The organism is Pseudoalteromonas sp. OOF1S-7 (genome assembly GCF_022347765.1).
GTDB lineage: Bacteria > Pseudomonadota > Gammaproteobacteria > Enterobacterales > Alteromonadaceae > Pseudoalteromonas.
In genome coordinates, this window is the sequence record NZ_JAKRFZ010000003.1 from 326,501 (window position 1) to 347,977 (window position 21,477).

19 protein-coding genes are annotated in these 21,477 nt (G+C 45.2%); 13 read left to right on the top strand and 6 right to left on the bottom strand.

What is annotated here, in order from left to right; genetic code table 11:
• Positions 1 to 21 precede the first annotated feature (21 nt).
• From MHN33_RS06330 to MHN33_RS06375, 10 genes are read left to right on the top strand one after another with little or no spacing between them, the layout of a single operon-like run.
• Complete coding sequence (locus MHN33_RS06330) at positions 22 to 2,592, top strand: efflux RND transporter permease subunit (RefSeq protein ID WP_239397169.1); 2,571 nt, start codon at positions 22 to 24, stop codon at positions 2,590 to 2,592.
• The gene (locus tag MHN33_RS06335) at positions 2,582 to 3,412 is read left to right on the top strand and encodes an outer membrane lipoprotein-sorting protein (RefSeq protein WP_239397170.1); all 831 of its coding nucleotides are present in this window, start codon (positions 2,582 to 2,584) and stop codon (positions 3,410 to 3,412) included. Before MHN33_RS06330 ends, MHN33_RS06335 begins: the two co-directional genes overlap by 11 nt.
• Positions 3,413 to 3,441: 29 nt before the next feature.
• The gene (locus MHN33_RS06340; RefSeq protein ID WP_239397171.1) at positions 3,442 to 4,722 is read left to right on the top strand and encodes a DUF1302 domain-containing protein; all 1,281 of its coding nucleotides are present in this window, start codon (positions 3,442 to 3,444) and stop codon (positions 4,720 to 4,722) included.
• A 3-nt stretch (positions 4,723 to 4,725) separates the two neighbouring features.
• The gene (cofC, locus tag MHN33_RS06345; protein ID WP_239397172.1) at positions 4,726 to 5,379 is read left to right on the top strand and encodes a 2-phospho-L-lactate guanylyltransferase; all 654 of its coding nucleotides are present in this window, start codon (positions 4,726 to 4,728) and stop codon (positions 5,377 to 5,379) included.
• A 49-nt stretch (positions 5,380 to 5,428) separates the two neighbouring features.
• Positions 5,429 to 7,813, top strand: coding sequence for a 5-amino-6-(D-ribitylamino)uracil--L-tyrosine 4-hydroxyphenyl transferase CofH (gene cofH, locus MHN33_RS06350; RefSeq protein WP_239397173.1), 2,385 nt, complete (start codon positions 5,429 to 5,431; stop codon positions 7,811 to 7,813).
• Positions 7,814 to 7,821: 8 nt separating this feature from the next.
• Positions 7,822 to 8,298 (top strand): nitroreductase/quinone reductase family protein, encoded by a 477-nt coding sequence (locus tag MHN33_RS06355; RefSeq protein ID WP_239397174.1) that lies wholly within the window; start codon positions 7,822 to 7,824, stop codon positions 8,296 to 8,298.
• A 7-nt stretch (positions 8,299 to 8,305) separates the two neighbouring features.
• Positions 8,306 to 8,959, top strand: a complete 654-nt coding sequence (npdG, locus tag MHN33_RS06360; RefSeq protein WP_239397175.1) for an NADPH-dependent F420 reductase — start codon at positions 8,306 to 8,308, stop codon at positions 8,957 to 8,959.
• A 10-nt stretch (positions 8,960 to 8,969) separates the two neighbouring features.
• Positions 8,970 to 9,734: a coenzyme F420-0:L-glutamate ligase gene (locus MHN33_RS06365; protein WP_239397176.1), complete on the top strand. Its 765-nt coding sequence runs from the start codon at positions 8,970 to 8,972 to the stop codon at positions 9,732 to 9,734.
• Positions 9,727 to 10,686: a 2-phospho-L-lactate transferase gene (gene cofD, locus MHN33_RS06370; RefSeq protein ID WP_239397177.1), complete on the top strand. Its 960-nt coding sequence runs from the start codon at positions 9,727 to 9,729 to the stop codon at positions 10,684 to 10,686. Before MHN33_RS06365 ends, cofD begins: the two co-directional genes overlap by 8 nt.
• Before the next feature lie 4 nt (positions 10,687 to 10,690).
• The gene (locus tag MHN33_RS06375; protein WP_239397178.1) at positions 10,691 to 11,884 is read left to right on the top strand and encodes an iron-containing redox enzyme family protein; all 1,194 of its coding nucleotides are present in this window, start codon (positions 10,691 to 10,693) and stop codon (positions 11,882 to 11,884) included.
• 237 nt (positions 11,885 to 12,121) lie between these two features.
• Here the strand turns inward: MHN33_RS06375 and MHN33_RS06380 are convergent, their stop codons facing one another.
• Entirely contained in the window at positions 12,122 to 12,832 is a 711-nt protein-coding gene (locus MHN33_RS06380) for a helix-turn-helix transcriptional regulator (RefSeq protein ID WP_239397179.1), read from the bottom strand.
• 81 nt (positions 12,833 to 12,913) lie between these two features.
• Between MHN33_RS06380 and MHN33_RS06385 the strand changes: the two genes are divergently transcribed.
• Together MHN33_RS06385 and MHN33_RS06390 are read left to right on the top strand one after the other, a co-directional pair.
• Positions 12,914 to 13,246 carry an NIPSNAP family protein gene (locus tag MHN33_RS06385; RefSeq protein WP_239397180.1) on the top strand — a complete coding sequence of 111 codons (333 nt, stop codon included), beginning with the start codon at positions 12,914 to 12,916 and terminating at the stop codon, positions 13,244 to 13,246.
• A complete protein-coding gene (locus MHN33_RS06390; RefSeq protein ID WP_239397181.1) occupies positions 13,243 to 13,563 on the top strand; it encodes an antibiotic biosynthesis monooxygenase in 321 nt (106 codons plus the stop codon). Before MHN33_RS06385 ends, MHN33_RS06390 begins: the two co-directional genes overlap by 4 nt.
• Here MHN33_RS06390 and MHN33_RS06395 read toward each other — a convergent pair.
• The 3 genes from MHN33_RS06395 to MHN33_RS06405 all read right to left on the bottom strand — a co-directional run bounded on the left by MHN33_RS06395 (position 13,560) and on the right by MHN33_RS06405 (position 17,748).
• A complete protein-coding gene (locus MHN33_RS06395) occupies positions 13,560 to 15,821 on the bottom strand; it encodes a tetratricopeptide repeat protein (protein WP_239397182.1) in 2,262 nt (753 codons plus the stop codon). The two genes, MHN33_RS06390 and MHN33_RS06395, sit on opposite strands and share 4 nt — an antisense overlap.
• Positions 15,822 to 15,900: 79 nt before the next feature.
• A complete protein-coding gene (locus MHN33_RS06400) occupies positions 15,901 to 16,656 on the bottom strand; it encodes a DsbC family protein (protein WP_239397183.1) in 756 nt (251 codons plus the stop codon).
• Between the two features lie 117 nt (positions 16,657 to 16,773).
• A complete protein-coding gene (locus MHN33_RS06405; RefSeq protein WP_239397184.1) occupies positions 16,774 to 17,748 on the bottom strand; it encodes a winged helix-turn-helix domain-containing protein in 975 nt (324 codons plus the stop codon).
• Between the two features lie 141 nt (positions 17,749 to 17,889).
• Between MHN33_RS06405 and MHN33_RS06410 the strand changes: the two genes are divergently transcribed.
• Positions 17,890 to 18,846 (top strand): bile acid:sodium symporter family protein, encoded by a 957-nt coding sequence (locus MHN33_RS06410; protein ID WP_239397185.1) that lies wholly within the window; start codon positions 17,890 to 17,892, stop codon positions 18,844 to 18,846.
• On the opposite strand, the gene MHN33_RS06415 is transcribed toward MHN33_RS06410, so the two are convergent.
• Together MHN33_RS06415 and MHN33_RS06420 are read right to left on the bottom strand one after the other, a co-directional pair.
• Positions 18,843 to 19,604, bottom strand: coding sequence for a J domain-containing protein (locus MHN33_RS06415; RefSeq protein ID WP_239397186.1), 762 nt, complete (start codon positions 19,602 to 19,604; stop codon positions 18,843 to 18,845). The genes MHN33_RS06410 and MHN33_RS06415 overlap by 4 nt on opposite strands.
• On the bottom strand, positions 19,597 to 21,468 hold the full coding sequence (locus tag MHN33_RS06420; RefSeq protein WP_239397187.1) for a molecular chaperone HscC: 1,872 nt from the start codon (positions 21,466 to 21,468) through the stop codon (positions 19,597 to 19,599). Before MHN33_RS06420 ends, MHN33_RS06415 begins: the two co-directional genes overlap by 8 nt.
• Between the last annotated feature and the right edge of the window lie 9 nt (positions 21,469 to 21,477).

Consider the following 21,477-nt stretch of genomic DNA (forward strand, 5'->3'; position numbering starts at 1 on the left):
TCATACTGGGAATGAGAACGAATGAATAAACTAATCGATTTTGCCATTAATTACCCAAAGCGAATTTTTTTGCTTATGGGACTAATTATTTTTGGTATTGCTGCAACAGGTACAAATCTGGTCATTGATACCGACCCTGAAAACATGTTACCTGAAGACAATTATGCGCGTGTTATGCATAACACAGTCAAAAAAGAGTTTGATATTCATGACGTAATTGTCGTAGGTGTTGTCAATAAAACACACCAAAATGGTATTTATAACCCAGAGACGCTGAAGAAAATAGAGCATTTGACACGCAACATTGAAAAGATCGAGGGTGTTGTTAGAAAAGATGTGATGTCTCTATCTACTTCAGATAATGTCACACAGGGAGCCAATAAAGAACTGGTCTTTAAGTGGTTGATGAAAACAGCACCCGTCACAAATGATGATGTTGCTGCATTAAAACGCTATGTCGACCGCCTGCCTTTGGCAAGAAACACCATAGTATCTGGCGATGATAAAGCGGCAGGGATATTCGTTCCTATTGTTGCGAAGAAAGAAAGTTATCGTATATCTCAAGAAATTCAGGCAATTATCGAAGAGCTAAGCGGTGGTAACGAAGAGTTCTACTTCACTGGTATACCTGTTGCCCAAGACACGTTTGGCGTTGAAATGTTTGAAGAAATGGCGGTAGCAGTACCCGTTACTTCTGTTTTACTGGTACTGGCCATGTTCATCTTCTTCAGAAACATAACGCTTGTATCTGGCCCGGTATTAATGGCTCATGGTGTTGTAATTGCAACGATGAGTTTATTAGTTGCAACGGGTAACACGGTTGCGATTATGAGTTCACTGATCCCGATCTTCCTAATTCCAATAACGATTGTTGATTCTGTTCATATTATTTCCGAGTTTTCTGACCGTTATGATCCTCAGAAAAAAGTGAAAGAAGTTATCGGCAAAGTGGTTAAAGAACTCTTCCGTCCTATGCTATTTACTTCGCTGACTTCAGCTGTTGGTTTCGCATCACTGGTGTTTACACCTATTCCTCCAATTCAGGTATTCGGAATCTTCGTTGCCTTCGGTATTATGCTGGCCTTTATTTTTTCCGTGACTTTCATTCCTGCATTCATTGTGAATATGAAGGAAGAGAGCCTACAAAAAATGGTGCAGAAACGCCGCGAGCAAGGTAATAAAGTTGGCATCATCGGTGGAGTATCTCGGAATATCGGTAATCTAAGTGCTGGCATGCCGAAGTTTTTGCTTGTAACCATTTTGGCGTTAGTTGGTATCAGTGTGGTGGGTATTCAAAAGATTCAGGTTAATGATAACCCTGTTCACCAGTTTGGTCCTGAGCACAAAATACGTATAGCTGATAGAGTGTTAAATGAGCACTTTTCAGGCACCTATAATGCGTTCATGGTACTGCGTAAGCCAGTAAGCAAAGATGTTGAACAAGCGTATCTGACTTCCGCTTCTAACATTGCTCAATCCGCTCAAATCGGTAGCCAGTGGCAGCAAGTTTTAGATCAGGCTAAAAATGAAGATGGCCAGCTATATGCGGCTAACTTACTGCCATTGATCGAAAACCAACTGGACACTGCCAATGGTACTGCACAAGGCTGGGAGCGTATCCTGGATCTGACGGAGACGTATGTCATTGAGACAAGCTACTTTAAGGATCCGGAACTATTAAAATATGTAGAGAATCTTCAGGCTGGCCTGATGGAAAGTGGTTTGATCGGAAAGATCAATTCTCTGCCTGACTTGGTGAAAACGGTTAACCGTGAACTAAACTCTGGCGCACAACAAGACTTTAAACTTCCAGCAACGGCGCAGGGTGTAGCGCAAACGCTGGTAAGTTTTCAAAGTTCGCACAGACCTTATGACTTATGGCACATGGTGACACAGGATTATCAGTCTACTATGTTGTGGCTGCAGCTGAAAAGCGGTGAGAATAAAGACATGGAACAAGTACTTGCTTATGTTGATGAGTACTTGATTAAGCATCCTTTACCTCAGGGAGTTGTGGTTGACTGGGGTGGTCTGGCTTACCTGAATGTGGTGTGGCAAAACGCGATGGTTGACGGAATGCTGGACAGCCTTAAAACTGCATATGTTGTGGTCTTCCTGATGATGGTCTTCCTTTTCCGTTCATTGAAGTTCGGTATTCTGGCGATGTTACCACTGACAATCACGATTGTTTTAATTTATGGATTAGTAGGATTAACCGGTCGAAACTATGATGCACCTGTAGCCATTTTATCTTCACTTATCCTCGGGTTAACGGTTGACTTCGCTATCCACTTCATTGACAGGGTCAGAGAATATAAAGAGCGTACAGGTTCTTGGGTGCTAGCTTTACAAAACATGTTTGAAGAGCCAAGCAGGGCCATTATCCGTAATGCATTGGTAATTTGTTTAGGTTTCGCACCATTGTTTACATCTGTACTGACTCCTTATCAGACGGTGGGGCTATTCTTATCCTCAATCATGTTGTTATCTTGTCTGGTGACGCTGGTATTTGTTCCTGTAGTGATTAGGCTCTTCTTTAAGTCAAAAGAAGCTGAGAGTGATAGTGACGGAGCGATAGTAAATGCCGGTTAATGACCTAGTTAAAAAGGTATCTACTGGTATTCAACTGGTAGCGGGCTTGTGCCTGCTATCGGTTGGTACAGCTGGATATGCAAACACCCCACTCGATGCTCAGTCTATTGTAAATAAAAGCAATCTGGTTGCTTTTTACCCGGGACAGGACGGTCGAGGGTCGGTAAAAATGCTGATCGTTGACGAGCGAGGTAAAAAACAACGTCGTCAGTTTTCTATGGTTCGAAGAAACGCCTCAGAGCCTGGAGAGTTTGGTGGAGAGCAGCAGTTTTTTGTTAAGTTCTCTCGCCCCAGAGATATCAAAAATACCACTTTTAGGGTGGAGAAGCATATTGATCAAGATGATGACCGGTGGCTATACCTACCAGCTTTAGATTTAGTGAAAAGGATATCAGCTGGTGATAAACGTACCAGTTTTATGGGAACTCACTTGTTTTATGAAGATCTGACTGGGCGATCACCCAAAGAAGATGTACATGTTATTTTGGAGGATGGTAAATCATTTTACAAAATCAAGAGCACTCCCAAAGAACCCAAGCAAGTTGAATTTACGCATTACCATGTTTGGGTAGACAAGAAAACGTTCATGCCAACAAAGTTTGAATATTTTGATAATACCAACCAGGTGTATAGAACTATTGAAAACGTCAAGTTTGAGAACATTGAAGGATATGTAACGGTTACAAATCAGAAAGTATCTGACTTAAGAAATGGTGGATATACATTGATTAAGTTCCAGGATATTGATTACGACGTTGGTGTTCCAAGTGCTGTTTTCTCAGAAAAGTCACTTAGAAGCCCATCTGTTAAGTGGTTCTAGCTTAGTTTTCTGTTTTTATTAGGTGCTCAATGTTACTCAAAGAATATCGTTATTTAATGGCTTTTTTGTTCTTATTCTGTTGTTTTGAATCTCTAGCCAATGAGGTTGATGATGAATTTTCTGAATGGGATGAGTTTGAATCAGCAGAAGAGCAGAATGATTTAGAGTTGTATGGATTCTTAGAATTTCTTGGTAGCCGGTTTCTAGATCCTGAAGATCGATATAGCTATAAGGACTATGGAATATATACAGCGAGGGTGTCAGGGGATTTTACATTTGATGAGTCTCTGTTCAAATTGAAAGCTGATGTTAGTTATAACGACAGGTTTCAGGAAACTGATTTTGAGTTAAGAGAAGCTTACTATCAAAAGTATGTCCTGGATAACCTTCAGGTTAAGTTAGGTAGGCAGGTTATTTCTTGGGGAACAGGGGATCAAGTCTTCTTAAATGATCTCTTTCCAAAAAATTGGAGAGCACTTTTACTTAGTCAAGATATCGACTACTTAAAGAAACCGATAAATGCACTCAGATTGGATGGCGGTTTTAGTTACTTCAATCTAGATCTGGTTGCTATTGAGAGTTTCGAACCAGACGATTATATCAATGGTGAATACTTTAGTTATTTTAATTCTGAAAAATCAGATGTCGTTGGCGAAAATGATATCTTGCATGCTGAAGTAAACGATAAGAGAGAATATGCGGCAAGGATTTATGGGAATCAAGGTTCAGTTGAATGGTCGCTGTACTTTCATGACGGATACTTAAAGCAGCCATTTGGTACTGAGTTAAGCACCTCTGAGCGCTTTTTTCCAGCGCTAAATAGCTTTGGAGCCAGCATTAGAGCGCCTTTATTTGGGGGCCTGGCTAATATTGAAGTAAGTGACTACTCCGTTTCTGATACAGAAAATCAGAACAAGATCCATATGATTAACTCTCAGTTAAGGGCATTGGCTGGTTATGAGTTTGAGATTTTTCCGGAGGTTAACTTTGCAACTCAGCTCTATGTAGAGAAGGACAGTGGGAGTGAGGTGATCGATAGGCTGGGGCTTGATATTGATAAAACACGGAGTCAGGTCTCTTTTAAATTGTCATTTGGAGGGTTAAATGATGAATATAGTGGTTATATATTTATTCAGGCATCTCCAAATCAAGATGATGCATATTTACAAGGGAATTTGCAGGTTAGAGTCAATGATAGATTGAGAGGTGTGTTAGGTTTTAATGTTTTTGATGGCGAGCGTAATAACACTAAGTTTTCTCAGTTTGATTATAATGACAATATTTATCTTAGAGTTCGTTATTACTGGTGATTTATGGATGTTTTAATACCAATTAAGAATCTTAAATTTGTAAAATCTAGATTGTCATCTCATCTCTCATTAGGTGAGCGGAGAAGAATCGTCATCGGTATGCTCGATGGGCTTGTCAACGAGTTAAAAAAGTTAGATGCAATAAATGATATCTATATAGTGAGCGATGATGGCTTTGTTATTGAGATGTGCAGAAAAATCAATGTGAGTTATATAGAGAGTAATGTGTTTCAAGGGCTTAATGAGTCAATTGAATATGCGCTATCTGTTTTGTCTAAACGTAAGGTTAGTGAAATTATCATATTACCAGGTGATCTACCTTTGGTTAATGAATTTGATGTGCTGTCATTGGTTAATTATTACTTATTTAATAATAATGATGTAATAGTTGTTCCGGATAATAAAAAAATAGGCACCAATGCTCTGGTTTTGTCTCTTCCTACAAAAATGAAAATGAGATTTGGAATTGATAGCTTTGCTAAGCATGTTGATTTTGCTAGAAGTAATGGTGTTAAAGTTGGTGTTTTTGAAAATTATAATATCTCCATGGATTTAGATAATGTAAGTGATATTGAATTCATTATGAATGGGGGTGTTTTGAATGACGAAGTTGGGCTTGTTTTATCCGAGGTTGTTAGTAGGGAAATGGTTTTCTAAAATTCTTTTTTAATTATAACTATATAAATAGAAGTGCTAAGAGGTTCATATGCAAGGGCAGGGAATTGAGTTGTGGCAGCAAGAATTGTCATGTGAAGAGTTAAATAAATATCTGCAAGATGATAATTTTGAAGAATTACTCAATCGCTCTCAGCAACTGAGAGATCTTAACTATAGAAATGTAATTACTTATTCAAAGAAGGTATTTTTACCTTTGACTAAGTTATGTCGTGATGTTTGCCACTACTGTACATTTGCCAAGTCACCTAGAGTCATCGAGCAAGCATATATGCCTGTCGAAGAAGCGGTTGAAATCGCCCTCAATGGAGCGAAGTTGGGATGTAAAGAAGCCCTGTTTACACTGGGCGAAAAACCCGAATTAAGGTACAAAGTGGCTCTCCAGGCGCTGGAAAATATGGGCTTTACTTCAACCCTGGATTACGTTGCTCATGTTGCCAATAAGGTATATGAATCAAGTGGCTTATTGCCCCACCTGAATGTGGGTTGCATGACTGAAGAGGAAATGATCAAGCTCAGATCGTGCTGTGCTTCAATGGGGTTAATGTTGGAAAGTGCCTCCGAGAGGTTGTGCGAGAAAGGCATGCCTCATTACGGTTCTCCAGACAAGCATCCCAGTCGCCGACTTGAGACAATTGAAACCGCTGGAAAGCTAAATATTCCGTTTACCACTGGAATACTGGTCGGTATCGGAGAAACTCGTAAAGAACGCATTGACTCATTATTAAAGATCAAGGCATTAAATGATAAATATCATCATATCCAAGAAGTAATAATTCAGAACTTTAAGCCAAAAGCTGACACCAAAATGCATGCCGTTAAGGCACCGAGTGCCAGAGAGCTTTGCTGGACGATTGCGATAGCGAGATTGATTTTAGGACCTGATATTTCAATTCAGGCCCCACCCAACTTGTCACCAGATAGCATGGAACAGATTATCAAAGCGGGTATTTCTGATTGGGGGGGAGTGTCACCGTTGACACCGGATCATGTTAACCCAGAAGCGCCCTGGCCTGAGTTAGAAATGCTCAGCCTGAATACTGCGCATGCTGGCAAGTTGTTACAGGAGCGGTTGACCATATATCCGGAATACATCATGCAGCTGGAAAAGTGGAGTGATGAAGCGATTCGACCTGGAATTTACAGGTTCAGTGACAGCCAGGGTCTGGCAAGAGCTGAGCAATGGCATGCTGGTTCAGAACTTAATATGTCAAGGTCAACCCTGGCACAGATGAACGCTGATTCAGATCAGGATATTTCTCCGAAGCTCAAGGATATCATTGCCAAATGCATAGATCGTAAACCCATTACGGAACAAGAGATTGCTTACCTGTTTGCGAGTCGGGGCGCGGAATTTACCTATGTATGCAGCGCAGCAGACAGGATGCGTAAAGAGATAGCGGGAGAATCGGTTAGCTACGTAAATAATAGAAATATTAACTATACCAATATTTGCTTTTATAAATGTAAGTTCTGCGCTTTCTCAAAGGGAAAGGTCAGTGAGGAGTTACGAGAGCGTCCTTATGATATGAGCTTCCCTCGCATTGTAGAACTGGCACAAGAGGCGTGGGAGAAAGGGGCCACTGAAGTGTGCTTACAAGGAGGGATACACCCCAAATATACCGGATCGCATTATCTGAACGTGTGTGAAGCCATTCATACAGCGCTTCCCGATCTTCATATTCACGCTTTTTCACCACTCGAAGTATTTCATGGGGCCCAGAGCTTAGGGGTAAGTGTAAGTAGCTTTATTAAGATGCTTAAACAAAGAGGGTTAGCGAGTTTACCCGGCACTGCTGCTGAGATTTTGGACGATGAAGTCAGAGAAACCTTATGCATTGACAAAGTCTCATCTCAGCAGTGGCTGGACATCATTGAGGCGGCACATCAACAAGGGTTGAAAACCACATCAACAATCATGTTTGGTCACATTGAGCGTTACGCGAGTTGGGCGAAACACCTGTTAGCTATTTTAAGGCTACAACAAAGAACCGGTGGTTTCACCGAGTTTGTGCCTTTACCTTTTGTTGCACAGGAGTCTCCAATGTTTAAACGTGGTGAAGCAAGAAAAGGGCCGACAACCAGAGAAGTTATTTTAATGCATGCAGTTTCGCGTCTGGTTTTTGCCGAAACTTTGCCAAATATACAGGCTTCTTGGGTCAAGTTGGGAGAGGAAGGTATCAAAGCTTGCCTGAATGCGGGCGCAAATGATCTGGGTGGCACGTTAATGAGTGAAAGTATAACACGCGCTGCGGGCGCTAAGCATGGTCAACTTTTTTCGGAAGAGAGAATGCTAAGCATTATTTATGAAATGGGCAGGGTGCCAGTAAAAAGAAACACGCTTTATGGCGTAATAAATGATGTTTTTCCATTAAATAAGCAAGTGGAAAATAGCTTATATACGTTTAAATTGTAGGAGGTCCTGTGAGTGATAATGTAAAAGCAAAGCCGTTTGGCAAATCTCAAGAAAAAATAGTTTTAAATTTGGTTAAATGGATGGCCAAGCTACAAGTTTTTGTATATCGAAAAACCGGCGGAAGGTTAATGAATACTTTCATGGGAGCGCCCGTTGCCATTTTGACAACGGTTGGTCATAAGAGTGGGGCTGAACGTCACACGCCGCTGATATACATAGAAGATAAAGAATATGTCGTTATAACGCCTACTAAGCTGGGAATGAGGAAACCACCTGTATGGCAGTTAAATGTTGAGAAGCAACCAAATGTTTCAATGCAGATAGGAAGTTTAAAGAGGAAGATGCTTGTGACAGTTGCTGATGAAAATGAGGAGAAAAAATATTGGCCTAAATTAATTGAAGTGTTCTCAGAATATGAGAATTGTCTTTCACGTGCAGAAGGTGTTAGAAAAATACCACTTTATGTCTTGAAACCAGTAGAGTAAAAATATAATGAATAAAATTTCTATAATAGGTGGAACTGGTAGTTTGGGAAAAGGGTTAGCATATAGGCTACTTAAATCAAATTACCAAGTTTGTTTAGGGACAAGAAGTCAAGAAAAGGCTGATTCCACAATCGAGTTTCTTAAAGAAAAATTACCGAAAGAATGTGGTGAGAATGCGTTTGCATCAGATTATGTAGGCGCTTGCAGATTTTCTGATGTGGTATTTTTGACAGTTCCTTTTGCTTCCCAATTAAGTGTATTGGAAATGGTGAGCGCGGAGCTACAGGGCAAGATACTTGTTGATACGTCTGTTCCATTGGAGCCTAAAAATATAACCAAAGTTAGAATTGTCAGTGCAGGTTCTGCAGGTAAACAGGCTCAGTTGGCGCTTGGTGACAACGTTAAGGTCGTATCCGGGTTCCACAATGTCGCCGCAGCAAGTCTGTTCAGTGACCAGGGAGTTTCATGTGATGTGCTCATTACTGGAGATGAATTTGATGCCTGTGATGAAATTATTAATATTTCGAAGTCTATTGGTATTAATGCACTTTACGGCGGTGGAATAGATAACTCAGTAGCGTCTGAAAGTTTGACTCCAATCTTGATTGGGCTTAACAAACAATACAAATCAAAATCAGCGGGTGTTGCGTTTAACTTATAAGGGGGCTGATATGGAAGTTATACCAATTAAAAGGATGCCTTTTATAAAATGTGGAGATGTAATTTCTTCCATTATATTGGATTCATGCAAAGAGGAAGGGATTTCAGTAGAGGATGGAGACATAATTGTTATCGCTCAAAAGATAATTTCTAAGAGTGAAGGAAGGCAAAAGCGTCTAGGTGATTACACGGTCAGTGAAGAGGCGTTTAGCTTAGCTGCTAAAACAGGGAAAAGCCCTGAATATACTCAAGCTGTACTGGAGGAAAGCAAGGAGTTGGTTGTTGTTAGCAATGGTCTGATTATTGTCGAGCATAAACTCGGCTATGTGCATGCAAATGCGGGTATCGATCAGTCAAATATCAATAGTGAAGATGAAGTTTTACTGCTTCCTTGCGACCCAGACTCAAGTGCTAGCGAAATTAGAGAGTCTATTTATAAAATGAGTGGAAAAGAAGTGGCTGTAATTATAAATGATTCCAGTGGTCGTGCATTTAGAAATGGGGTGACGGGTTTCTCTATTGGCAGTGCAGGGATTGAGGCTTTGTCAGATCTATCTGGGGAATCGGATATTTATGGTCGGCCCTTAAAAAATACTCAGGTTGCAGTAGCGGATGAGGTTTCTGCAGCGGCTTCACTGGTAATGGGCCAGTCAAATGAAAGTATACCCGTTGTTATTGTAAAGGGATTAAATTACTCAAAATCTCAGGAGGGTTCTCAGTCGCTTATCAGAACCAAAGAAATGGATTTAATCAGAGGTGCGATGGATCGTGAGTGATTATGTTGTTGCTCTAACTGGCGGAGTTGGAGGCGCTAAACTGGCCTATGGATTAACACAAGTCTTTGAAAAAGAAAGAGTGAAGTTTGTTGTTAATACAGGTGATGATTTTGTTTATAACGGACTTTATATTTGTCCAGACATAGATACTTTGATGTATACCTTGTCTGGCTCTAATGATCAGGATAAAGGTTGGGGACTCCAAGATGAAACCTGGACGTTACACAATCAACTTGAAAAGTTGGGAGTAACATCTTGGTTTCAAATTGGTGATAAAGACGCAGCTACACACATAGCCAGAACAACACAATTATCAGAAGGAAAGTGTTTGACCAGTATAACAAGGGAGTTATGTGATGCATTTGGTGTTGAAAATGAAATATACCCATTAAGTGACTTAACCATATCAACAAAAGTAGTTACTAAAGAATTTGGTGAGTTGTCCTTTCAGGATTATTTTGTAAAAAATAAATGTGAGCCTAGTGTTGAAGAAATTAGATTTGAAGGTGATGGTTTAGAGTTTCCTAATCCTCAATTTTTATCCCTACTGGAAAGTGATAATTTAAAAGGGGTGATTGTTTGTCCTTCAAATCCATACCTTAGTTTGGAGGCATTTTTTCTATGCAAGGACGTAAAGAAAATGCTATCAGAGTTAAGTGTTCCGGTGGTAGTTATCTCTCCGATAATTCAAGGTGATTCAATAAAAGGACCAACAAAAAAGATCATGTCTGAATTGGGGTTGGATACTTCAGTTTTATCCATTGCTGAACATTATAAGGAGATGGCTACATGTATTTTTATCGATAATAAAGATTTAAATTTAAAGTCAGAAATTGAAAAGTTTGGTATAGATGTTTCTGTAAGTAATATTTATATGGATGATGCTGCCAAAAAAGTTGCTTTGGCAAATGAAGTTAAAAACTACATATTTAACTATAATAAATCGGAGTAATGTTGTGGATAATGCAAAAATAATAAGTGAAAGAAAAATTGGTGACAGGTTCAAGGATTTTGTTTCAAAGCACCCACTGTGGGAGAATCCTTTAATTGTTGCTAGCCAGAAGGGGTTATTATCTGTTGAAGATTATGGTTATGTCATATCTCAGCACTTTTATTATTCCAGGAACTTCTCTCGCCTTTTGTCTGCGCTGATGGTTTCTTGTGAGAGTGACCTGTATCGTGCCGAAATTTCTCATAACTTGTGGGAGGAAGCCGGCGAAGAAGATATGGAGAACCGTCACTCTAATCTAATTCGTAAAATGCTGAAAAATGTATTTTTGGTCAATGAACCAGACGAGGTAGATTTTAAGGACTATACAGTAAACTATCTGAATGATTGTTTGGATTTCCTTAAAAATGGCAAATGTATATCGGCAGCGGCATTTCTTGGTTGGGGAACTGAAGGGATCGTACCAGATATCTACAGTGCTTGGTATAATGGCCTATTAGAGTTAGGTGTTCCAGACGAAGAACTATTGTATTTAAGCCTGCATATTGAATGTGATGATGGACACGCGGAAATCATAGAAAATATCGCTCTGGATCAGCTAAACGATGAAGAGAATGATAGCCAAGAATGCATGCGATTGATCGAAGAGGCAATTAACAAAGCCTTATCTTTGAGAGATAAATATTTTGCTTCATTGTACGAAGATTTACAACATCGTAAGCTTGAGCCATTGTTCCAGAATATAAAAGGGGCTTTGCCGTATGCCAGATTGGACAATGTAGAACGTTTCACTACAGAGCTAAGTTCTGAAAACGGTATTAATCTTTACAGCAGAAGTTCAGACTCGCAAGTAAACTTTAATGTTACCAGATTTGATGTCGGGTGCGAAGTGATGGACCCAAGGTTATTAGAGATCCCTGTTGGCGCAAAAAATGAAAATCACAGACATGCACATGAATCTGTGTTTTACATTTTATCTGGAAAAGGCCGAGTACATATCGGGGATAAACACGTCGATGTATCTGCAGGGCAGTTGGTGTACGTTCCGCGCTGGGTGAATCACCATAGTGAGAATACCGGTGAGGTAACACTCCAGGTGTTCGCTATCACGGATTATGGCCTGACAGGTAAATTTTCAGGTAACAGCGAATCCAGCTATCGGGCGAACCCTGAAGGTTTAGGGGCAGAAATTGCCAAATAAGTGCTAAATTGTGATGTTGCAGATCTTAACCGGTGCACTTAGGTGGGCCAGTTAAGATCTTTTTTATTGCCGTAACCATACGACAAGGCGGTGCATTGCAGGCCCTGTGCTGCTTGTGTCTGGCGAGTTATTGCGAATAAATATGGCTCACTGAAGCGCTATGCCTTAAATAATTGCCTTTAAGTTTTTCCCCTCCGACTGATATATTCAATGACATAACAAGCTGCTATTACTAATCTACTTCGCAGGAGTACAAGTGTCAGGTAAATGTTGTAGTTTGTATGTGTTAATAAACTGACGCTGTCCAAACTTGGTAAACTGAATAGCCCTTGAGTTGGGTACTCTTATCAGCCAGCCCTTATCGAGTGCATCGGTTAACACCCAGTGTCCCAGACTACCGGCCAGGTGGTTTCGTCTTTCGCTCCAGTCCAGGCAAGATCTACAAAGCGGCCGTTTGTTGCGCGCAAGTGTATTAAAACATACGCCCAACCCGGAGAAAAAATGATAACCGGCATCAGTCAAACGAGTTTGTGCTTGCTGATCCTGAAGATATTGCGCCGCGACCAGAGCGTCATACAGTTTTACCCCCAGCTCACCGGCGATGTGATCATAGCAGATCCTGGCTCGTCTGAGATAAGGGTCCCGGGGACCCAGCGTCGACTTCAATGCCGGAATTGTATTACTCAGAGACAATAGCTGTTCTATTAACTCGGCAATAGCGTGATTTTTTAACTGAAAATATTTATGTCTGCCCTGCTTGCGGACGGTGATTAGTTCTCCGTCGACGAGTTTGGCCAGGTGACTGCTGGCAGTCTGGGCTGTGATTTCGGCTTCTAAAGCCAGCTCCGTTGCTGTCAGAGCTTTACCCGACATGAGAGCGGTGAGCATACGGGCTCTGGCGGGCTCGCCAATTAAGCTGGCAATCAGGGTGATGTCGGGTTCGTGCATAGGAATAGTTCGATGTGGGCCGAAGCATAAGCATTAGGTGATCGGTATAGTGCCTAAAAACGCTAAAGGAGACAATGCACTATGATCACTTGTTTTATCGAATATCAGTTAGACCCGAGCAAACTGGCGCTGTTTGAGCAATATGCCCGAAACTGGGGGGAGATCATCCCACGATGCGGGGGAGAGCTGATTGGTTACTTTTTGCCACACGAAGGCACCAATTTTGTGGCTTATGGCTTGATCAATTTTGCCAGCCTGGCCGAATACGAGGTGTATCGGGTTCGGCTCAAGGCAGATCAGCAAGGCCGGGATAATTTTAACTTTGCGCTTAAAGAGCGCTTTATTTTGCAGGAAAAACGCAGCTTTCTATCCTGTGCTCCGCAGACGTTTTTGCAGGGAGTGAATGTACAGTGATAGCCGTTATTTTTGAAGTGACCCCGCACAGAGAAAAACGACAGGTTTATCTGGATGTTGCGGCGGATCTTAAATCCAGGCTACAAGACATAGACGGGTTTATATCCATAGAAAGGTATCAAAGCCTGAGCGACTCCGGCCGGTTACTGTCACTCTCGTTTTGGCGGGATGAGACGGCGGTGCAGCAATGGCGAACGCAGGTAGAGCATCGAGCAGCCCAGCAACAGGGGCGGGAGCACATCTTTGAGCATTATCGCATTCGCGTGGCTACGGTGTCGCGCGATTATGGCAGCCATGACCGGGCGCAGGTGCCTTAGCTAACCATCTTAGGCAATTCAATCACCATTTTCAACCCGCCCAGCTCACTGTGCTGGGCACAAATGGTGCCCTGATGTGCTTCAATCAGGCTTTTACAAATAGCCAGACCTAAACCTGAGCCACCAGTGCGACGGCTGCGAGATTTTTCGACCCGGAATAGCCGTTCAAATATGTCGCTCAGGTGCTCATCTGCAACGCCCGGTGCGGTATCTTCCAGGGTAATGTGGATGTGCTGGCGTTGCTGCCAAACCGTTAGCCGCTGTTTACCTGGCTTATCTGTGTATAAGGTGCTGTTGGCGATCAAGTTGGTGAGCACCTGCTTGATGCGATCGACATCCCAGCTGATTGTGACTTCGCCGCTGAGCTGAATATGCGCTTCCCAGTCAAAGCCTTTGCCGTGCGTAAACTGAGCAAACTCCTGCTCCCACAGTGCCATCACTTCGGTCAGGTTACATTGCACCAGATTCAGGTGCAAACTTTGTGAGTCGGCCATTGCCAGCTGGTGAATATCTGAAATAAGACGGTTGATATCCGACAGCTTACGGTTGATGGTGTTGTAGGAGGCGTCTACATCCTGAGCGATGTTGAATTGTAATGCCTCAACCTGTAACTGTAAGGCAGTCAGTGGTGTGCGGATCTCATGGGACACATCCGCCAGCATCGCATTCTTTTTATCCACCACTTCTTGTAATAGGGTTGCCCGCTCCGCCGCCAGTTTGCGCTTTTTAACCTGCCGATAGGCAAGTGCCGAAATCAGAATAAACAAGGCAGCAGACGCCAACCACCAGGCGCGCAGCTGCCACTCTCTCTGGCTGAGTTCAGCCTGATGAAGCGCTCTGTCCAGGTTCAGGCTTTCAATTTCTTGCTGCTTGCGCATAAACTCAACTTTGCTTTGCAGGGCTGCAAGAGTGAGATTATGCTGGTTCTGCCCCAGGGCATCGCTCAATGTGTGGTAAGCCTGAGTTTCGGCCAGTGCCTGCTGGTGTAACTCGAGCGCCTCAAAAGAGATTGCGCGCAACTCATGGAGTTCAAGTCGATGTTTTTTGTCCTGCATTGAAGTGGCGGCAGCCAGTGCTGTGTCGCTCAGTTCGATGGCATCTTCATGGCGTTGTTGTGCCTGCGCCAACTTGATAGTGCTGATCTGCAACAGGACCACAATTGACTCAAACTGGTGCTGGCTGGCCAGTGCCAGCCCCTGCGCCAGATGTGTTTGTGCTTCACTGAGGTTATTTTGCTTCAGTGCAATTAAGCCTTGCAGATTAAGTACTCTGGCCTGGCCGGTTTTTGAGTCGACCTCCAGATACAGCGCGTATGCTTTGCGTGCATACTGCAATGCAGTCTCATATTCCTGACGTTCCAGTTGGATATAGCCTATCTTCATGGCACTGTTGCCAATGTGTAATTTATTACCGCCCTGTTCATCAAGTGTATGAGCCTGTTGAAAATGTGGCAGAGCTTGCTCGAAGTTACCCATTTTCCGATACACTTCACCCGTCTCGTATAAGGCATCGGCAATACTCGCTCTATCATCCAGTTTAGTGGCCAGCTCAAAGACCTGAGTCAAAGTCGCCAGAGCGGTGGTGTAATCACCTAAAATAGCCTGGATAATCCCCAGGTTTTGCAATGCGCTGAGGTAGAGTAAGTCTTCACCGAGATCCCGTAACACATTGGTTGAGCGCTGAGCGATTTGCAGTGCCTCGATATATTTATCCTGACGCCGAAGAACCGAAGATATTCGCTCATATGACCTGGCCATTAACTCGTTATGACCAATTGCCAGAGCATCCTCAAGTGCATTTCGGTAGTGCTGCTCAGCCTGGGGAAAATGGTTTTGCTGGTCTTCTATGTAACCTAGCAAAAGCTTCGAAAACACCGGGTAGTATGTATCTCCGAGCCGCGACGAGCGGGTGGAGAGCTGACTTGCTGTGGCCTTTGCCGCCTCATAATCCCCTTGCCGTATATACAAAAAAAACAAGGATTCAAGGGCCTGAAGGTGGATATCGGGCGCTTCGGGCACGGGCATGTCGAGCAGTGACAAATAGGCGTCTATGGCAGCTTGTGTACTGAGCGTTTGAGCATGGGCGAATTGCTGGCGTGCGACCAGCACCGCGTCTGAGGGCGGGGTTGCTGAGCTGTTTTGAGCCTGCACTGGCGGCATGCCGGACAGTGTCAACAGCAGCATTAACGTGCCTGCACGCAGCCATGCCAGCGGACAAAAAAAGCCAAATTTACGACGGGTATGACAACTATCCAGCATGGTATCCTCAGAGCAACACGCGATGGTGCAAACCAATTATGCTGTCATACTAACCCGATTTATCCTGCGCTCTCAATAGTTAAAGCTTTTCCAGTCGCGCAACCAGCTCCCTGGCCGGTACGTAGCCTGGTAAGGCTTCTCCATTTGGCAGCAAAATGGTTGGCGTGGACTGAAAGCCAAATTGCCTGGCCAGTGCGACCTGGGTATCCAGTGAGTGTTTACACTGGGCATTTTGCAGCGGTGCAGGCGTGCTGCGCATGGCGGCATCCATGGCCTGATTAGGCCGCTCGGCGCACAGTGTTGCCGCCGTTTTTTCATAAGCCGGGCTGCCGGCACGACCTCTGGGGAGCATCACATAATGAACGGTGACGCCGAGCTGATTGAGCGCGGGTAATTCTTTGTGAAACTTACGACAATAAGGGCAGTCGATGTCGGTAAACACGGTAATGCTATATTGCTCGTTGTTTGCCGGGTAAGTAAGTAGTTGCTCATAGGGAATGTTGGCCATGCTCTGCTGGTTGGCGATTTGCTGTATTTTGGCAATATGATCCACCCGGCTGCGCACATCGATAACACGGCCGCTGAACAGGTAATTGCCATCTTTTGACAGCAGTAAGTGTTCATTGCCCAGATTGAGGCGATAAAAGTCATCCGAGTAGGGGTGCAGTTCAAAGTCAATGTCTGTGCCCGTCAGCGCCCGCAATTTTGTTTTTGCTTGTTCTATTGGGCTGGCTGGTGTTGCAGAGGCTCGGTGCTCGGGGTCAGCTGCCAGGGGAGAGGCACTTAGCAGGGCGGTACCAAGCAGCAAAGTCGAAAATGTACAGGACAAAGTCATGGTGATTATTCCGGTTGTGATTAAGTGACACCGGTTATAACGCGTGCTGCTAAATAGGGCTTATAAATTCGTCTTAAGCTATCTATAATCTTCTATCAAAGAAATAAAATCAGAGGGTTAAGCTAGCTTCTCTCGAGCGGCCTGAACCTCGTGACTTGCAGGGCATAGGTGCATCGAAGTCGGCCCCGGCTGGGTCAGCTGCTTGCACAGCGTGGCCTGCTGTGAGTGTGTATCGGGTGTTGTGAGCAGCTGCACTCTGGTATTTTGCAATGTGGGGGAGTGCAAGGGTGCCGGCTGCGCTAAGATCAAATCGGCTATGCGCTGTTGCATGACCACAGCGCTGCAAATCGCCTGCTCATCGATTGCTTGTTGTCCCTGAATGGCAAAGTCCAGCGCTTCGGAAAAGCGGGCCTGGCTGGCATAAAGGCGGCTCAGCACGTCAGCTGCCTGCGAAAAGTAATAACTGTTAACGGGGCTTTGTTGCACAACCTGGCTGGCATAATGCTGTGCCTGTGTTGTTTCATCTAATTGCAGCAAGGTTTCGGCCATCAGCAGTTGTGCTTCAACGGAATCCGGATTTTCTTGCAGGCTGAACGTTAGCCATTGTTGTGCATGGCCATAATCCTGCTGCTCAAAGGCCACAATGGCCTTGTGATAGGCCGACAATGCCGGCAGCATGGCCGATGTGGCAGCAGGCGGGTTCAGCTTACCCAGATAAGCGGTGGTAACAGCGCCCAGTATAAGCGTGACCGAAGCCGCCATGGCAATGAGAGGGCGTGAAGAGGACGATGAAATCACGGTCGTTTTGACTTGCCAGCAGTAACCCTGATTCGGGAAGGTGCGGATCATATCCTGCTCGGGGGCGAGTTTTCTGAGTTCGCTGATCAGCTGAAATAAACGATGGTCCTGAACCTGTGTATGGCCCCAGACGGCTTCGATGATCTCCTGTTTGGTCACCACAGTGTTGGCATTTTGTAGCAGGTAACACAGCACTTTGGCGGCTTTCGGGCGCAGTTCCTGTAGCTGTTTGCCTTGTTTTAACGTGTGTGTCTGGCAATCAAAACGATAAGATAAAAAGCGGTACTCGGCCATGTCAGTCCTTCGCATAAATCCACGATACTGGACCTAACTCTATCACACAGGGTAAAAAATACGAGCGCAGAGGCAGGATTTGTTTTGCACGGTAATTGCGGTATAACTGAACCACCTTAACTGCCAGACAGAGCGCCTTATATGCTGCGTTTAACCATCCAACTGTTTCCGCTCTGGGCGATTTTGCTCAGTGCCTTTGCCCTTTATACTCCCGAGCCGTTTGTGGCGCTCAAAGCCAGCATCATTCCTTTGCTCGCCGTTATTATGCTGACCATGGGATTAACCCTGACCCCGGCGGACTTTCGTCATGTACTAAAGCAACCCAAAGCGGTGCTGATTGGCCTGGTGTTGCAGTTTAGCGTCATGCCGCTGGTGGCTTTGCTGGTAGCCACCTTGTTGCAGTTTGACGCCGATTTGACCTTAGGCATGGTGCTGGTGGGGTGTGTGGCTGGCGGCACGGCCAGCAATGTAATGTGTTTTCTGGCCAAAGGCGATGTCGCCTTGTCTATTTCCATGACGGCCATCAGCACCCTTGCTGGCGTGGTACTGACCCCGTTACTGGTTGAACTGCTGGCCGGGCAGGTGGTGGATATTCCGATCACCGGCATGATGCTGAATCTGTTTAAAATTGTCCTGATCCCGGTGGTACTGGGTGTGCTGCTGAACCACTTTTTTCGTGCCCCGATACAGCGCCTGGCGCCACTTTTACCTTTGTTTTCAGTCGCGGCCATTGTGTTGATAATTGCCATTGTGGTGGCACTGAATGCGGCGACCTTACCAACCATAGGGCCAATCGTGGCACTGGCTGTGGTGCTGCATAATACGACGGGGTTAGCACTTGGCTATCTGGTGGCCAGGCAGTCGGGGTTACCAGAGAAAAGCTGCCGAACAATTGCGCTGGAAGTGGGGCTGCAAAACTCCGGGCTGGCGGTTGCCCTGGCAATGAAGTTCTTTGCCCCGGCCAGTGCACTGGCCGGCACCTTGTTTTCTGTGTGGCACAATGTCAGCGGCTCTGTGCTGGCCAGCTGGTGGCGTAAAAGCAGCAGCGAAGGTTCGTCTCAGCCAGCCGCGTCGCCACATGAGGTGCCAGACGCTTAGAGTGAAATCATGATCAGGCCCAGCGCACAGAGTATGGTCAGGCCAATAAACAGGTTGGCGATGTTGCTGGTGTCGCCCACCGGCTCTATGCGTACTTCTGGCTCTGGCATTTCTTTGTGGGTCATATTGTAAAAGTCAGGATGGCCCACCTGCTGCTCCAGCGCTTGATCTTCTGCCCAGTCAAAGTGCAGGTTCAGAAACACCAGGATCTCAATATCCAGCGGGGTGACTTCCGCGCGCGCTGATTTTTGAAAATCCAGTACAGCATGAAATACCCGATGAGATGCCGTGCGGCGGTTTTGCATATCCACACAGGCCGGGTGCTCAATCAGCAGTTGCCAGGCACCTTGCTGGTTGCGCCGGTAGGCGTTATCCAGCAGCTCTGTCAGTTCTTTTTCGAACGCCTGCATTTGTTGATCACCGTCATCGGGTGCTGATAAGTGTGTCTGCACAGGCTCACTATGAGGTTGTACAGTTATATCAGGTAAAACTACTGGAGGGTTGCTCTGTGGGGTTACCTGTTCGATGGCCTGAACCGGTGGCTCCTCCTCCGGACCAAGCTTTACGCGTTGCTGTGGTTGTTGTTCCAGTTGGGCCAAAGCTTCGTCATAGGCTGCCCTTAGTCGCTGAAACCCTTCGGGATCTTCATCGGGTTTGCATAGCTTGAGCTTGCTCGTATAAGCACGCTTGATGGTCTTTTTGTCTGCACCGGGCTCAATGCCCAGTACGTCCCAGGGATTGTTTGTCACTTTATTCACCTAACTCTTTTAAAAATTGGGTAATGTCCTGATAGGTTTGCTCAATACGTTGGCTGTCCTGGCTTGCGAGTGCCGCTTCCCAGACGCTGATGAGCTCGGCTACCTGCTCTCGGTACTGAGCACGGCTTTGCTCGTAAATGCGCTCCAGTTTGGCCATCAGCAGGCGGTTATGCTGCTGATCTCTGGGGTGTACTTTGAGCTTTTGCATTTTCTCTTTCAGCTGGGCTTTTTCTTTGTCTGACAGCATCGAAGAAGACTGTTCAAAGGTCTGGCTGATGGTGTGCTGGGTTTGCTCCACCGTAATGTCTACATCCAGCAGGCCGCTGATATCGTAAGTAAAGCGCACGCGCACCATTTTGTCGTCGATGCTGTCGGATTTGGGCAGTGGCACATCGATTTCACCCAGCTTAATGTTGTTTTTCACATAGCGGCTTTCACCCTGATAAATGGTCATCAGCAGGCGTTTTTGCGCTTTATGAATAGGATAAAATAGCTCCTCTTTACTGCACGGCAATACGGTATTGCGCTCAATGATGGGGGTAAAATAGTTGCCAACCTTACCATCGCTGTCGTGCTCATTGTGGGTGCCGGTCCCCAGGCTAAACGCCGAGACGTCGGTCAGTACCACGTCATCCAGAGCTTCATTTTTGTCTACCAGACCCGCCTGTATGCCGGCGCCCATCGCCACCACCCGATCCGGGTCGAGCTGAGTGGTCGGAAAGCATTTGAGTGCTTTGATAAGGCATTGTTTATAGATGTTCATGCGCGATGCACCACCGACCATCACAATGTGATCAATGTCTGAGGGGCTCAGTCCGGCATCATTAAATGCCCGCTCAATGGGCGTGAGTAAGCGGTTGAGCAGTGGCTGGCAGATCTCGCGCATCTTCTCTTCGCTCAGCTCATAGCGCAGAGTTTGCTCGGCCAGCTCTATTTCAAAATGCGGTTGTTTTTCGCCGCTTAAGCGGCATTTGCACTCGTCAATCAGTCGGGTCAGGTTTTGCTGCTGATGCTCATTGAGCTGCTGCGGTTGCAGCTGGTGCTGACGCAGAAAATCCGAGATCAGCAAGCTGGTAAAGTCTTCGCCGCCCAGGTGGTTGTCGCCTGCCGAAGCTTTGACTTCCATCACCCTGTCGAAGTATTCCAAAATGGTCACATCAAACGTCCCGCCGCCCAAATCCAGGATCAGGTAATGGGTGTCGTCTTCTTGTGATTGCAGGCCATAGGCCAGCGCCGCCGCGGTGGGTTCGTTGATCAGGCGCAGCACTTCCAATCCGGCCAGCTCTGCGGCCAGTTTCGTGGCCTTACGCTGATAGTCGTTGAAGTAGGCCGGTACGCTGATCACGGCTTGTGTAACGGGTTGCGCTAGCTGCGCTTCGGCATCCGCTTTAAGCGATTTCAGTACCAGGGAGGATAACTCGGCGGCGCTATAGTGTTGCTTACCCAGAGTCACGGTGCGTTGGGTACCCATATAACGTTTAAACAAGGCGGTGGTGTGTAGTGGATGCGAGATCAGCCGCTCTTTAGCCGCTTTGCCTACTAATACCTCGCCGCTGTTGTCAATCCCAACCACCGACGGGGTCAGAGCGTCGCCCAGCGAATTGGGAATTAACACACTTTGTTCACCATCCCAGTAACTGATTGCGCTATTGGTTGTGCCTAAGTCGATACCTACCGTGATCATCACTACTTCCTGAGTTTGTAAATCCAGCGCATAGTGTATTGGCTTTGGGTAAGTGAGTAAATCACTGCAATAGTTTTTGCGTTTGTTTTCTTTATGAGCGATGGTAGATGAAAAAATATGCCAGGCGCGCGAGCGTCTAGCCTGTGCACCTGCAAAGTTTAGGTGTATGAATGACGCCATCCTGGCCAG

Coding starts and splice junctions, on each gene's coding strand:
- MHN33_RS06335 (WP_239397170.1), top strand. CDS start 2,582: ATGCCGGTTAATGACCTAGTTAAAAAGGTATCTACTGGTATTCAACTG.
- cofH (WP_239397173.1), top strand. CDS start 5,429: ATGCAAGGGCAGGGAATTGAGTTGTGGCAGCAAGAATTGTCATGTGAA.
- MHN33_RS06330 (WP_239397169.1), top strand. CDS start 22: ATGAATAAACTAATCGATTTTGCCATTAATTACCCAAAGCGAATTTTT.
- MHN33_RS06365 (WP_239397176.1), top strand. CDS start 8,970: ATGGAAGTTATACCAATTAAAAGGATGCCTTTTATAAAATGTGGAGAT.
- cofC (WP_239397172.1), top strand. CDS start 4,726: ATGGATGTTTTAATACCAATTAAGAATCTTAAATTTGTAAAATCTAGA.
- MHN33_RS06380 (WP_239397179.1), bottom strand. CDS start 12,832: ATGCACGAACCCGACATCACCCTGATTGCCAGCTTAATTGGCGAGCCC.
- MHN33_RS06400 (WP_239397183.1), bottom strand. CDS start 16,656: ATGACTTTGTCCTGTACATTTTCGACTTTGCTGCTTGGTACCGCCCTG.
- MHN33_RS06340 (WP_239397171.1), top strand. CDS start 3,442: ATGTTACTCAAAGAATATCGTTATTTAATGGCTTTTTTGTTCTTATTC.
- MHN33_RS06420 (WP_239397187.1), bottom strand. CDS start 21,468: ATGGCGTCATTCATACACCTAAACTTTGCAGGTGCACAGGCTAGACGC.
- MHN33_RS06385 (WP_239397180.1), top strand. CDS start 12,914: ATGATCACTTGTTTTATCGAATATCAGTTAGACCCGAGCAAACTGGCG.
- npdG (WP_239397175.1), top strand. CDS start 8,306: ATGAATAAAATTTCTATAATAGGTGGAACTGGTAGTTTGGGAAAAGGG.
- MHN33_RS06395 (WP_239397182.1), bottom strand. CDS start 15,821: ATGCTGGATAGTTGTCATACCCGTCGTAAATTTGGCTTTTTTTGTCCG.
- MHN33_RS06405 (WP_239397184.1), bottom strand. CDS start 17,748: ATGGCCGAGTACCGCTTTTTATCTTATCGTTTTGATTGCCAGACACAC.
- MHN33_RS06410 (WP_239397185.1), top strand. CDS start 17,890: ATGCTGCGTTTAACCATCCAACTGTTTCCGCTCTGGGCGATTTTGCTC.